Annotated in this window: 10 protein-coding genes; 4 read left to right on the top strand and 6 right to left on the bottom strand. The window is 48.1% G+C overall.

What is annotated here, in order from left to right:
- Nucleotides 1-41: 41 nt before the first annotated feature.
- From purD to NDI33_RS03185, 6 genes are all read right to left on the bottom strand, one after another.
- Complete coding sequence (purD, locus tag NDI33_RS03210; protein ID WP_190674199.1) at nucleotides 42-1,316, bottom strand: phosphoribosylamine--glycine ligase; 1,275 nt, start codon at nucleotides 1,314-1,316, stop codon at nucleotides 42-44.
- 276 nt (nucleotides 1,317-1,592) lie between these two features.
- Nucleotides 1,593-5,546 carry a DUF2157 domain-containing protein gene (locus NDI33_RS03205; RefSeq protein ID WP_190674197.1) on the bottom strand — a complete coding sequence of 1,318 codons (3,954 nt, stop codon included), beginning with the start codon at nucleotides 5,544-5,546 and terminating at the stop codon, nucleotides 1,593-1,595.
- A 122-nt stretch (nucleotides 5,547-5,668) separates the two neighbouring features.
- The gene (locus NDI33_RS03200; protein WP_190429493.1) at nucleotides 5,669-7,120 is read right to left on the bottom strand and encodes a deoxyribodipyrimidine photo-lyase; all 1,452 of its coding nucleotides are present in this window, start codon (nucleotides 7,118-7,120) and stop codon (nucleotides 5,669-5,671) included.
- Between the two features lie 389 nt (nucleotides 7,121-7,509).
- The gene (locus NDI33_RS03195; RefSeq protein WP_190429492.1) at nucleotides 7,510-8,058 is read right to left on the bottom strand and encodes an NUDIX hydrolase; all 549 of its coding nucleotides are present in this window, start codon (nucleotides 8,056-8,058) and stop codon (nucleotides 7,510-7,512) included.
- A 6-nt stretch (nucleotides 8,059-8,064) separates the two neighbouring features.
- Entirely contained in the window at nucleotides 8,065-8,586 is a 522-nt protein-coding gene (folK, locus tag NDI33_RS03190; RefSeq protein ID WP_190536986.1) for a 2-amino-4-hydroxy-6-hydroxymethyldihydropteridine diphosphokinase, read from the bottom strand.
- A 93-nt stretch (nucleotides 8,587-8,679) separates the two neighbouring features.
- Nucleotides 8,680-9,135, bottom strand: a complete 456-nt coding sequence (locus tag NDI33_RS03185; RefSeq protein WP_190536987.1) for a CAAD domain-containing protein — start codon at nucleotides 9,133-9,135, stop codon at nucleotides 8,680-8,682.
- 265 nt (nucleotides 9,136-9,400) lie between these two features.
- Here NDI33_RS03185 and NDI33_RS03180 point away from each other — a divergent pair, with 265 nt between their 5' ends.
- The 4 genes from NDI33_RS03180 (at nucleotide 9,401) to fusA (ending at nucleotide 13,503) form a co-directional block, all read left to right on the top strand.
- Nucleotides 9,401-9,781, top strand: coding sequence for an iron-sulfur cluster assembly accessory protein (locus NDI33_RS03180; RefSeq protein WP_347275865.1), 381 nt, complete (start codon nucleotides 9,401-9,403; stop codon nucleotides 9,779-9,781).
- A 98-nt stretch (nucleotides 9,782-9,879) separates the two neighbouring features.
- Nucleotides 9,880-10,257 (top strand): 30S ribosomal protein S12, encoded by a 378-nt coding sequence (gene rpsL, locus NDI33_RS03175; protein ID WP_190415413.1) that lies wholly within the window; start codon nucleotides 9,880-9,882, stop codon nucleotides 10,255-10,257.
- Nucleotides 10,258-10,810: 553 nt separating this feature from the next.
- Nucleotides 10,811-11,281, top strand: a complete 471-nt coding sequence (gene rpsG / locus NDI33_RS03170; RefSeq protein ID WP_190415409.1) for a 30S ribosomal protein S7 — start codon at nucleotides 10,811-10,813, stop codon at nucleotides 11,279-11,281.
- A gap of 146 nt (nucleotides 11,282-11,427) precedes the next feature.
- Nucleotides 11,428-13,503 (top strand): elongation factor G, encoded by a 2,076-nt coding sequence (gene fusA, locus NDI33_RS03165; RefSeq protein ID WP_190674196.1) that lies wholly within the window; start codon nucleotides 11,428-11,430, stop codon nucleotides 13,501-13,503.
- The last annotated feature ends 65 nt before the right edge of the window (nucleotides 13,504-13,568 follow it).

Here is a 13,568-nt window from a genome sequence, read left to right as displayed (position 1 = left end):
ACGAGGAGCGATTGGATTGCAGTTGCACATGACGTTAAACGCTAAAGTTTCCCTGCCGTGCGGACGCGATAACCAATATCCCGTCGGTAGTACATCCCCTCAAACTCAATGCAATTAATCGCCGCGTATGCTTGAGCGATCGCTGCATCAAAATCCTCTCCAATGGCGGTGACTCCCAACACCCGACCGCCTTCGGTCACCACTTGTTGCTGCTTCTTCTGAGTGCCTGCATGGAACACATTTGCTCCTGCTGCCTCGGCTTGCTCAATGCCGGTAATGACGTGACCTTTTTTATAGCTTTCGGGATAACCCCCCGCCGCTACAACGACACAGGCGGAAGCGCCTAATTTCCACGCAATCGGAGGCTGTTGAGCGAGTTTTTGTCCGACGCAGGCAACCAGTAAGTCTTCTAGAGGGGTTTCGAGTAAAGGCAAGATCGCCTGTGTTTCCGGATCGCCAAAGCGACAGTTAAATTCCAAAACTTTCGGATCGCCTTGGGGGGTAATCATTAATCCAGCATAAAGGACACCCCGGTAGTCGATGCCCCTCGCTTTTAAAGCGGCAACAGTCGGCTCCAGAATTTCTTTCTGAACCCGCGCACTCAGGGCAGGTGTCAGGATGGGAGCAGGACAATAGGCTCCCATTCCGCCCGTATTTGCCCCTGTATCGCCCTCACCGATGCGTTTGTGATCTTGAGCCGGTAACAACTGGCGAACGGTCAAGCCATCCGACAGCGCCAAAACCGAGACTTCCTGACCCGCTAAGTATTCTTCAATTACTACAGTCTTGACTCGACTGGAGAATAAATCTGCGATCGCAGAGTATGCCTCTTCCACCGTTGCCGCTACCGTAACACCCTTACCCCCTGCCAAACCATCGGCTTTAACAACAATCGGTGCCCCTTGCGCTGCTACATAAGCTTTTGCAGCTTCTGGCTCTGTAAACACCTCTGAGTTGGCGGTTGGGATACCCGCTTCCCGCATCAAATCCTTTGCCCAAGACTTACTCGCCTCAATTTGCGCTCCCGCTTTGGTGGGACCAAACACCTTGAGATTTTGGCGTTGCAAGTAATCTGCGATCCCCAAAGCCAGGGGGGCTTCAGGCCCGACGACCACCAGCGAGATGTTATTCACTTGAGCAAATCGTGCTATTCCCTCAAAATCATCAACACTTAAGGGGAGATTCTGACAACGATCCAGAGAAGCTGTGCCGCCGTTTCCAGGAACACAGACTATCTGCCGAATGCGTTGAGATTGCAGCAGTTTCCATACCAGGGCGTGTTCGCGTGCCCCATTGCCAACAACCAAAACCTTCACGTTCGCCTCGCGCTCCTGTTTTTGTTTTCTTGAATCTTGCTAAATTGCAGGCTTTACGCCCACCCTGACTAAGGGCAGCGCCTCAATCCAGCAGCTTATCCTCAGGGACGATTTCACATCTGAAACCAAGTAAATTTACAGGGCAAATCGTATAAGGCAAGCAAATACTTCATTATGCCACGCAATTACCAAATGTCTAAGTTAGCCAAGAGATACCTGATGGATGGAAGCAAAGCAGGGCTAAATTTAATCATTTTGGGATTGAACCAGTGGAAATTATTGCCATTGTTCCAATTCCGACAACCAGTGCCGAACCAAAGCGATAAAGCGATCGCGCCGAGTTTCAAAATTAGCGGCAATCGAGATAAAACTGATACCCACTATCAACCCGATCACCCACTTGAAAAAGGAGTAACGGAAAACAAAAATCACCAACTGATAAAAAGCAGTCAGTAAAAAAGTGGCGGTACCAACGTAGAGAAATGCCCGGACTCGGAAAGCCAATCCAGCAAAAATGAATAAAATACTCAAAATTCCCGGTATCAATCCAGTTTCTTGGTGTAGCAAAAATGCCGCTCCACAAATTACCCCAGCGCCTACGCAACGAAATAGGTGGCGAGTCTGTTTGCGATTTGGTAGCGTCAGCCCAGAATCGACTTGGGCAATATACAGCCAGGATAAGCCAATCGGCATAACGTACCACAAGTAATCGAAAAATTGTAATTCCAAAAACCACCGAAAAAGTGCCCAATTAATCAGTGCTAGGCTGATATAAGTAAAGCGAATTTGATTGGATAATTTGGCAATAAAAATATAAAATGCCGCTGTTATCAGCAAGCTAATCGGGTGAATTTCTACTCTGGTTTCCCAAATCATCACCAGTGGCAGAATATATGCCGCGTGCTGCCAAGGTCTTTTAGGCCATCTCCACTTTTCCCAAGGCAAAATATACAGAAAATAAGCCCAAACACAAGAAATGGGGGCTTTCCAAGGAACTAACGGGCCAGCCCAGAACAGCCCAATGGCTGTATAAAGCCAAAATATTCTGATGACACCTACTTCTAATAAACCTAGGTAAACCCAGACTTCTGCAATGGTAATCCTCCAGTTTTCACTGAAGAAGGAAGATGCTGAATTTTCCTCTGTCTTTAAAGGGACTTGGGAACTTTCCCTGTTTTTTGGGAGGGAAGAAAGGGGAAATCTGCGACCTTGAAAAATCGCGTATCGGATTAAAAACAAGCCAGTTCCTAATCCGAGAACTCGGCTAGCTGCAATGGGATTACCAATCGCCGCGATGAGTAAGCAACTGCTCCAAGCCCAATGAAGATGGACAATTACTTTCAGTTCTTCAGCAGTAAGGTGTAAGTAATTTAGAAGCCAGGGGAATAGCAGGCGATAGGCATACATGATGCTGGTGCCGAGGGCGGACATGACAATGAATCCATCGCCCAAAGCTCCACCTGATGCTTGTAAAAGTTGATAGAACAAAAGTTCGTAGGCAGAAATGGATACTCCCAGAAGTCCCAAATAGAGAATCGGTTTAAGTTCCTGCCGTCGTCTGCCAACTCCAATCGCAATGAACGCGATCGCAAGCGTACACAATCCCGTCCAACTGGTAAAAGTATCCCACCGCAGAAGTGCCCCCAACACGCCGTATAGTAGCGGCAGGATATGCCACCTGTTCGGAACACTTTCGATTTGCGATCGCCGCCGCCATGCTTCTCCCAAAAGCTGCGTGCTTAAACCTAAGACGATATTTGCGATCGCTAAATTCATCACCGAGTGTTCAAAGAAGCCCAGCGTCTCGGCTGTCAACAGTTCTAAACCCCAACCCAGTCCATAAAATGCCCAATGATTCGGCTGTTGCCAACTCCGATAAGCGATCGCCCCAATTGTCAACGTAACCGCCATTAAATATTCCCCACCGGGAGAAGCAACCCCTTGGTAGACAAAAAGTGAATGCAGCGTTAGCATCAACAGCTCAAAACTACACAACGCGATCGCCCAACCCTCAACCGCTTGTGCATAAAGTGCTGCTAACGTCCCATGACCACGCATCAGCCAGGTTCTGGCAAGCCATAAACCCACCACCGCGATCGCTCCCGCTAAAAACCAACCCGGTACCGAAAGGGGCGGCACTCCAGGCACACCATCCCCCAGCAGCACACCGAGAAAACTCAGGCTAAACCCGACGGTAATGACGGCTGCCGCCAGATGCCGTAAATAGCGCGTATTCACCAACATCAGCCCAGTTGCCATTCCTAAGCTAATGAATCTGCCTCCAGGTAGCACGAATGTGAGAATTTGTGCCATTCCCAAACTGACGACACTCAACCAACTCGCCAATGTGCGTTGCTTTCTAACAGTTTGGCTGGCAACTCCCGTCAAAGCCAAAGGTGTAATCAGCCAGAAAATGCCCCACTGCTGACGGCTAAAGGCATCGTTCCCGAATAAGGAAACATTTGCTAACAATAATTGATAACTGAGTCCCGCCAGTCCTAAACCGATGTGCCAAGCACTTTGCTTCCACAGAAGTGCGGAGGAGGGTAATAGGACGTGAAGCGTCCATTCGGCAACCATCACCGCCAACAAAATGCTTGCCCAAACTTCTGGGTGCAGATTGGGAAAAAAGCGGTCAATAGTAGAGAACAGCGTCAGCAACCCCACCAAGTGAGTGGAATACACCAGACTGACCCTGGTCGGAAGTCGGCGCTGTGTCACAATTGCCAGTGTCACAGTCGAAAACAACAGATTGAGCGATCGCAATGTGGGATTTAGTAAACTAATTAGACTCAGCACCGCCCCACAAGTGAGAGCCAGTTGTTCGCCAAAAGTGGCTAAATCGGTCTTAGCAGCTCGATGCAGCCAATCGCTTGCTCCGACGATAAAAACAACGTAGGGAAATAAAACCAGGCTCAGCAACGCCAAAGGAACCGTTTGCGAACCCGTCAGTTGAGTGCCATTTGAGATCGCCCATTCTTGCACGGAACCTGGAACTAACCGCCAAACCAGCCAAATCGTCTGTAAGGCAATCCCTAAAAAGGCTGCCAGATCAACCTGTAGCCAAAAACGCTGCAATCGGCTGAAAAAAAACCACAAACCCAATCCGCTAACTGCTGTTGCTTGCCAGGGAACCGTTGTTCCTACCGAAACCAGCCAACCGAGGCACAACAAACTACCGCCAACTTTCTCCCACGGCAATGGGAGTGATTCGGTGGATGTTTCGGGTTGCTGTTGCGATAACCACACCACCAGCCAGCCGCAGATACCAAGGGCTAACCCCAACTGCGTTACAGGTACTTGGACAATAAAAATTGCTCGTACCAGCAGCACCACCAAGGCATAAATCACTACCCCGGCTGGCAACTCGATCCCGATTCCCTTTTTTTCGATAGTCCCCGCAGGCTGTCGGTGACGAACTTGATAGAACGTGAGTAGGGACGTTCCCACCATTCCCAGATAAATGGCGATGACGGGAAAGCCTGACAAATTCCAGCCCCAATGCAGGTAACTGAGTCCCAAAATATTTAATGCTGGCAACGCTTCCAGGAGCTTCAGCCGTCTAGAAGCCGCCAATCGCCAATTTTTCAATAATTGGAAAGTAATCGCTGTCAGAAGAATGGATGCGATCGCAACTACTATCAGATTGACGGGATTCTGCCACAACCCAAAGCTATCCATTGCCCAAAAATTCACGGGCATTAACAGTAGGGTGACAATTTGCAACGTCTGCGCCGTCAATTGCAAACTGGGTTGGCGATTCGCCCAAGCGCTTACCCGCCAAAAAATCAAGGTATACGCGAATAAAACCCCATACTGCCCAGCAGCAGGAAATCTTTCCCATTGAGTGGCGGCTAGCACCCCGGAGGACACCACCACCATGAACACTCCCAAAAACAGCAGCCACCGGACGCTGAGTTCTGCCATCAGCGACTGCCATACCCCTGGGATCGCTTTGGGATGTTGGCGAGAAGCATTCCTACCAGCAGCAGCTGGTAGTAACTGCGAATCAGAAGATATCGTAATTTGAGGCGTTACTTCAGGCGTTGGTTTGGGCGTTACCGCAGCGGGTGGCAACGCACAAACCAAGTATTTTTGACTTAAATCGTTAACCTGAGCCTCAGAAATCAAACCCAAGCGCAGCCAAACATCCAGTCCTTCCAATAACTGAGGCTGCGAATTGCTAATCGTTACTTTAATGTTGATGGAGCGGTCATGTGAAGATGACATCAGCAGCCACCCTAAAGATGAATACTCAAATCATCTTCTTGATTGAAGGATTGGCTGTGGTTATTGTGACACTTTAGGGTATTGAAAGCACGCTTGTCCGGCGGGCACTGTCCACCAGACGCTTACTCTTTATCTTTATCCCCTAGTGCTTCTTTTTGCTGCTGATAGCGCTGTTTAAACAGACGCTGCTGTAGCTGGTGTTCCACAATCGGGGCGGGATAATTACAGCGATCGCGTTCATTCGCCGGTATCTTCCCACTGACGAGATATTCTGTATTTACAGACCTGAGTTCTGGCACCCATTTCCGGATATATTCCCCGTCTGGATCGAATTTCTGCGATTGAGAAGCTGGGTTAAAAATTCGGACTGGCTTGGGGTCCATCCCGCTAGAAGCACTCCACTGCCAGCCGCCATTGTTCGCAGAAAGATCCCAGTCATAAAGCTTTTGCATGAAGTATTTTTCCCCCAAGCGCGGATCGATCAGCAAGTCTTTAGTGAGAAAACTGGCAACAATCATCCGACAGCGGTTGTGCATCCAGGCTGTTTGATTCATCTGGCGCATTGCTGCATCGACAATCGGGTAGCCGGTTCTCCCCTCGCACCAAGCTTGGAAATGTTCTGGATGGTTGTCATAAGGGAAATTTTTGAGCGTTTCCCGGAAGGCACCCTCGGCTAATTCTGGGAACCAATACATCGCGTGTTGATAGAATTCTCGCCATGCTAGTTCTTGTTGCCATGTGCGGATATGGGTGTCTTCTTCATCGCTGCGGCTGTGTTCTAACACCTTTAGCGTGGCATCCCAAACGGTGCGAATGCCGATTACGCCAAATTTCAAAGCGGCGCTGAGTTGAGAGGTGCCGCTAACTGCTGGAAAATTCCGTTGTTCTTTATATTCTGCGATCGCTTGATCGCAAAAGGCTGCCAGCTTTTCTTGCGCCGCCTTTTCCCCTGGCGCACTCACCAGTTCGTTTTCCCAAAAAAATCCTAAATCCTGAGCTGTAGGCAGTTCACCCGCACCCGCTTGTTGTGCTTTCTGCTGTTCTTCTGGGGTAAGTCCCTCGGCATTTTGGAGTTCTGGTGCGGGTTTAGCCTTGGGTTTACTACTCCAATTTCTCCAGAACGGAGTATAAACCGTGTACGGCTGATTAGAACCTGAGCGAATCTCCTCTGGTGCGTGTAATAGCTGATCCCAGTGATTTTGGACAAAAATACCCTTTTCTTTCAGGACTTCGCTAATAGTGCGATCGCGTTCTTTTGAATAAGGCTCGACATCCCAATTCCAGAATACAGCCTTCGCATTCAGCGCCGCCGCCAAAGCTGGGATTGCTTGAGTCGGATTGTCATGAAGGATCAACAATTGACTACCAGCCTTTGCGTAGCGTTCTTGCAGTGACTGCAAACTGCCAATCATATAAGTCACTCTTGCCGGTGCCACATCATCCCTGTTCAAAATATTCGGATCTAAGCAGAAAACCCCTACTACCTTTGGGCTTTGCTGCCGTGCAGCAGCCAATCCTAGATTGTCCGAAATGCGTAAATCGCGGCGGTGCCAAAACAAAATCAGGTCAGACATTCAATCCTTGCTTTTCAAATAACTCGCTTATGTTTGACAGTTTAAAAGGTGACAACACCGTGTGTATCACTCCTGCGAGTGACTGCAAACTAAACGGCTATAGCAATCCTCAATGATTCGTGAAGGCAAGATCCGCGACTTCTTTAAAGTCGCGGATCTGAACCGCTGGTATCTTACAAATCAAACAAGATTCCTATATAGCGTTTCTCAGGTGGGTGGAATATATTGCAGTTCTAATGCTCAATAGAGACATAGCAATGCCATGTCCCTACTGATGTATCGCACCTAATTGAGAATTGAAATAATCTTATATCTGGCTATTAAAATATAAAAAATTAGCCAGCTTAAACTGGCTAATTTTGTGTAGTCGCAGACTTTAACCTAACGAACTATTGTAAAAAAGGACGAGCTAAGAAAAAACTAGAAATCGATTTAGCATCTACTGGTTCACCCGCCAGAATTACTTGCTCTAATTCCTGGGGAGTCATCAAAATCGTTTCAATATCTTCGTCAACATCTTGACTGGGAGGTATCTCCAAACGTTCTAAATCTTGCGCTAAAAAAGCGTAGATAAATTCATCTGAATAACCGGGAGCAAGGGAAAACTTACCTAAATTTTGCCATTTGTGAGCGCGATATCCGGTTTCTTCTTCAATTTCGCGCTTAATAGTCTCCTCTGGAGCTTCATTCGGTTCTATCGTTCCAGCCGGGAACTCCAAAAGACGCCCCTGTACAGCAAAACGATACTGCCTCAATAGGATTAACTTCCCTTCTGAGGTTACAGGAACAGCAAGCGCACCACCAGGATGCCGAATGCATTCCCAGTCTCCCTCTACTTGGTTCGGGAGGCGCAGACGGCTGACTTCAAAATTAAATTTACGCCCCTGGTAGAACAAGCGTTGTTTGAGGACTTCAGGGGGTTCTTGACCCAGTGCCATAGGAAACTACAAACGACGGACTTCTGAACAGTCTACAGCCTGAACGAGTTGCGCGATCGCACATCCGGAAACTGGATCGATCCAATCTGGCGCAATTTCCGCTAAAGGCACCAGCACGAACGCTCTTTCTCTCATCCGAGGGTGAGGCAACTGGAGAGGCGGAATCTCCCCACCCTGAGTGTCCAAAATCACATCATCAAAGAGCAATAAATCAAGGTCAAGTGTTCTCGCCCCCCAGCGCCCTTGACGGACGCGACCAAAGCGATCTTCAATTGCCAACAGCGTCTCTAACAATTGCTGAGGCTTCATCTGAACGTGCAGCAGGGCACAACCATTCAAATAATCTGGTTGAGGTGGCCCTACAGCCTTCGTTTGATACCAACTAGACTGGGCTTGCAGAGTAATTCCAGGAGTTCGGTTCAGCGTTTCTAGAGCAGCCTCTAGAGTGGCGCGGGAGTCGCCGAGGTTGCTACCAAGAGCAACTGCGCTTCGCCCACCCTTTGCTAACGCAGTTTTTGCGTATGTCATGATTCCAGCCTGACCCCTTCAGGTGCGGCTATAAAGAAACTTAGCCTGCCTACACAGGCTAAACAAATTCAGTCGAATCGAAGATTAGGACGCTTAGGTGTTTGAAGCTCCTCTGCCCAAAACTTGCTGTTTTAAGGTCTGGAAGTCTTGAGATAGTTCTTTGCGGCTTTCAGCAGTAAGTAAGTAACGATAAACGAACCAAGCCGTATATCCGATGCCAATCAGCTGTAGGGTTGGCGCTATCAACGGCAAGCTATGAATCGCTGTTAGCAAAGCCACTGTTATCCTTAATGTGACTAACACTGCTAAGAGTAGTCCAAGGGTAATGAGCGATCGCTGGTAGGAGGAAAAAAAGTTGCCCGCATAACTTGGCATCTTTTCTAAAAACCTAGCGATTTGTGCCCACACCTGCTGTACTTGCCCAGTATAGGCTTGAGTAGACGACACTTGTAACTCCGAAGGTGTTCCTTCTACGTTTTGTACATTGACTTCTACTGAAGGATTTTCAGATTCAAGCCTACTTTCAGAAGAGGGAGTTTCAGGATTCATATCAATTTTTGGGAATGACAACAACTTGATGTCTTGGTTGGTTATGGGAGTGTTTCTTCTAGTTCTGCTTTTTCTAATCAAAAAGTGAAGAACAGACTCTGCTACCAAGTTATTATCTATTGGGGTGATAAAAATCAAGCATCCTGAGGTACAAGTAGCAAAACTACCAAGCTGGAACACCGAACGCTCGATTTTCTCCTTTAAAAATTGACAAGCTTTCCCGCAACCGGCTGTAGCATTGGTTCAGCACTTTATAGAAAGCTCTGTGAAACTCACTCAGTCCACTATCGATCTCACTCAAGCAGCAGCTAGTGAAATAAAGCGTTTGCAATCCAAGCGTCAAAACGCCAACGCTCTATTATTTCGTCTAGCAGTTCAATCAGGTGGTTGTTCTGGCATTTCCTATACTTTCAGCTTTGATGAAGCTGTGAAGCCGGACGATAGACTGTATGAATGCAATGGCATTAGAGTATTGGTTGATGCTCAAAGCCTAGCCTACCTCAATGGCCTCACCTTAGATTACTCAGAGGATCTCATGGGTGGCGGGTTTCGCTTCCACAACCCAAACGCTAAAGAAAGTTGTGGTTGCGGTAATTCTTTCTCTATTAATGAGCCGCTTGCCGACTCTGCCACCCCAGAAGCTTAATTTCCAGCTCCTTTAAATTGACAGAACCCCTGACAGATGATAAACTCAGAATTTGTCTGCATTTGGAACTAGCAAGGATTCAGTAACCCCAGTAACTCATGCCCACAATCCAGCAGCTCATTCGTAACGAGCGCCTAAGTACACAGAAGAAAACTAAGTCACCAGCCCTAAAAAGCTGCCCGCAACGTCGTGGTGTCTGCACCAGAGTATATACAACGACGCCTAAAAAGCCAAACTCAGCCCTGCGGAAAGTGGCAAGAGTCCGTTTGACTTCAGGTTTTGAAGTAACGGCATATATTCCTGGTATCGGTCACAATTTGCAAGAACACTCGGTTGTGATGATTCGGGGGGGACGGGTTAAGGACTTGCCCGGAGTCCGTTACCATATTATTCGCGGAACCTTAGATACCGCTGGGGTTAAGGATCGCCGTCAGGGTCGTTCTAAGTACGGTACGAAACGTCCCAAGGCAAAGTAAGCGGAGTGTCTATCTGCATTGGTACAGTCACAATTGATGGCTTCCGTTTTGCAGAAAAGACAAAACGCTCATACGGCTCGAAAGCTCCCGAATCTCGTGCCAATTGCACAAAAAATGTGTGAAAATATCCGCTTCCGAGCGGATGCCGATGAAGCCCCGGTATAGGTGGTAGAGTTGGATTGAGGATGTTTTTACTGGATTCCGTGCGGGAAGACGCATCAGAGATGTTGTAAACACGTAGATAAGCACCCGTTAAAGCGAGTGTATGCGAATCCAGTAGGATGTATCTAAATCCGTAGAAGGTTGCTTCAGTTCCTCAAACCAAAAAATTGGGAAATTAATGCGCCAGGGAGACAACCGTTGCTGGCATTTAGGGAAAACCTCAATGTCCTCAATGTAGGTAGGGAAGAGTTTCACACTCGGGCGAAATCTCTACCTTAGTAGAAGGCGGCTCTCAAGAACCCGCAAAGACTTGTTGAAAAAAATCCCATCTCAGGCACGAACATTGGGAGGGATCGTAAAAATTCTGTATTTTATTCATTGAAGGCTTAGTATGTCTCGTCGTACCGTTGTTAAAAAGCGTCCTGTTCCCCCTGATTCGATGTATAACAGCCGTCTTGTCAGTATGATGGTGCGGCGGATTATGCATAGTGGCAAGAAATCTATTGCGACTGGGATTATCTATGATGCGCTAAAAACCATCGAAGAACGGATTGGAGCAGATCCCCTAGAGACTTTTGAGAAAGCAGTTCGGAATGCGACCCCTTTGGTGGAAGTCAAGGCTCGTCGAGTGGGTGGTGCCACCTACCAGGTGCCAATGGAAGTCCGCCCTGACCGTGGAACTGCGCTAGCGCTGCGTTGGCTAATTCAGTTTGCTCGTTCTCGCCCAGGCCGCACAATGGCTGGGAAGCTCGCAAATGAGCTGCTTGATGCCGCTAATGAGACAGGGAATGCGATTCGCAAACGCGAAGAAACTCACCGAATGGCTGAAGCGAATAAGGCGTTCGCCCACTATCGATACTAAGCACTACTACAGACGCGAGATCGGTTATTGCGACTGTTTTGCTCGCGTCTGTACGAGCTGAAAATCTTAAATAAAGTATACAATTTTAAACGAGATAGAACGCATAGCACATTACTAGCTATGCGGCACAGAGGAAGGAGGTAGCTGTGGCACGTACCGTCCCGCTAGAGAGAACACGCAACATCGGAATTGCTGCCCATATTGATGCGGGCAAGACAACAACAACAGAAAGGATTCTGTTCTATTCCGGTATCGTTCATAAAATTGGCGAAGTCCACGAAGGCACAGCAACGACTGACTGGATGGAGCAAGAGCGGGAAAGAGGTATTACCATTACCGCCGCTGCGATTAGCACGAGCTGGCGGAATCACCAAATCAACATCATTGATACCCCTGGTCACGTAGACTTCACGATTGAAGTAGAACGTTCAATGCGGGTGTTGGATGGCGTGATTGCTGTGTTCTGCTCGGTGGGAGGCGTGCAGCCTCAATCTGAGACTGTATGGCGACAGGCAGATCGGTATAAGGTGCCTCGGATCGCTTTTATCAACAAAATGGATCGGACTGGAGCGAACTTTTACAAAGTTTATAACCAGATACGCGATCGTATGCGGGCAAATGCTGTCCCCATTCAAATTCCTATTGGTGCTGAAAGCAACTTTGAGGGAATTGTAGACCTAGTTCGGATGCAAGCCTACCTCTACAAAGACGATCAGGGCAAAGAAATTGAGGAAATAGACATTCCTGCAAACCTTCAAGAGGTAGCCCAAGAGTACCGCACTAAGCTCATCGAATCTGTAGCAGAAACCGATGATGCCCTGACGGAAAAATATTTGGAAGGCGAAGAACTAACCGAACTAGAGATTCAAAAGGCGTTGCGTAAAGGCACGATTGCTGGAACAATCGTCCCGCTGTTGTGTGGTTCTGCCTTTAAAAATAAGGGTGTCCAGCTGCTATTGGATGCAGTGGTAGATTATCTACCCGCTCCCATTGACGTTCCCCCAATTCAAGGACTATTGCCAGATGGCACTGAGGTAGTAAGGCACGCTAGCGATGACGAACCAGCGGCTGCTTTAGCTTTCAAGATTATGGCAGACCCCTATGGACGCTTGACATTCATTCGGGTATATTCTGGCGTAATCAAAAAGGGCAGTTACATCCTCAACTCAACCAAAGATAAAAAGGAACGTATCTCCCGCTTGATCGTTCTCAAAGCTGACGAACGAATCGAAGTAGATGAAATGCGGGCTGGTGACTTAGGTGCAGCTTTAGGTCTGAAAGAAACCTATACGGGCGATACCATCTGTGACGAAAACTCACCAGTGATTCTGGAGTCTCTGTTTATACCAGAACCTGTAATCTCCGTAGCAGTGGAACCCAAAACTAAGCAGGATATGGAGAAGCTCTCCAAGGCTCTGCAATCGCTCTCAGAAGAAGACCCGACGTTCCGAGTTCACATTGACCCAGAAACTAACCAGACAGTAATTGCGGGGATGGGCGAACTGCACCTAGAGATTCTCGTAGATCGGATGATGCGAGAATTCAAAGTAGAAGCCAACGTTGGTGCGCCGCAAGTTGCCTACCGCGAAACCATTCGCAAAGCTGTCAAAGCTGAAGGGAAATTTATCCGTCAGAGCGGTGGTAAAGGTCAGTACGGTCACGTTGTGATTCAAGTCGAGCCAGGAGAGCCGGGGACTGGTTTCGAGTTTGTCTCCAAAATTGTTGGGGGTATAGTACCTAAAGAGTACATAAACCCAGCAGAGCAAGGGATGAAAGAAGCCTGCGAATCGGGTATTGTAGCTGGATATCCGGTGATTGACCTCAAGGCGACGATGGTGGATGGCTCTTACCACGAGGTAGATTCCTCAGAAATGGCTTTCAAAATCGCAGGCTCAATGGCGATTAAAGAAGCTGTAATGAAGGCTTCACCAGTGCTATTGGAGCCTATGATGAAAGTTGAGGTGGAAGCTCCAGAAAACTTCCTTGGGGATGTGATGGGAAACCTCAACTCCCGTCGCGGTCAGATTGAAGGCATGAACTCGGAACAAGGCATTACAAGAGTAACAGCCAAAGTTCCGCTTGCAGAGATGTTTGGCTATGCGACGGATATCCGGTCGATGACTCAAGGGCGGGGTATCTTCTCAATGGAGTTTAGCCATTACGAAGAAGTTCCTCGCAACGTGGCTGAAACCATCATCGCCAAGAGCAAAGGGAACACATAAATCGGTCTGTAGTCTTTGGTCAGTTGTCAGTAGAAAAGCCAACTGACAACTGACAACGGACAACT

It is taken from the genome of Trichocoleus sp. DQ-A1 (assembly GCF_039961955.1).
Lineage (GTDB): Bacteria > Cyanobacteriota > Cyanobacteriia > Cyanobacteriales > FACHB-T130 > FACHB-T130.
This window is presented reverse-complemented; position numbering and strand designations above follow the sequence as displayed.

Excerpts from the sequence above, each read along its gene's own strand:
- rpsG (WP_190415409.1), top strand. The coding sequence starts at position 10,811 with ATGTCTCGTCGTACCGTTGTTAAAAAGCGTCCTGTTCCCCCTGATTCG.
- NDI33_RS03200 (WP_190429493.1), bottom strand. The coding sequence starts at position 7,120 with ATGTCTGACCTGATTTTGTTTTGGCACCGCCGCGATTTACGCATTTCG.
- rpsL (WP_190415413.1), top strand. The coding sequence starts at position 9,880 with ATGCCCACAATCCAGCAGCTCATTCGTAACGAGCGCCTAAGTACACAG.
- NDI33_RS03185 (WP_190536987.1), bottom strand. The coding sequence starts at position 9,135 with ATGAATCCTGAAACTCCCTCTTCTGAAAGTAGGCTTGAATCTGAAAAT.
- NDI33_RS03195 (WP_190429492.1), bottom strand. The coding sequence starts at position 8,058 with ATGGCACTGGGTCAAGAACCCCCTGAAGTCCTCAAACAACGCTTGTTC.
- folK (WP_190536986.1), bottom strand. The coding sequence starts at position 8,586 with ATGACATACGCAAAAACTGCGTTAGCAAAGGGTGGGCGAAGCGCAGTT.
- NDI33_RS03205 (WP_190674197.1), bottom strand. The coding sequence starts at position 5,546 with ATGTCATCTTCACATGACCGCTCCATCAACATTAAAGTAACGATTAGC.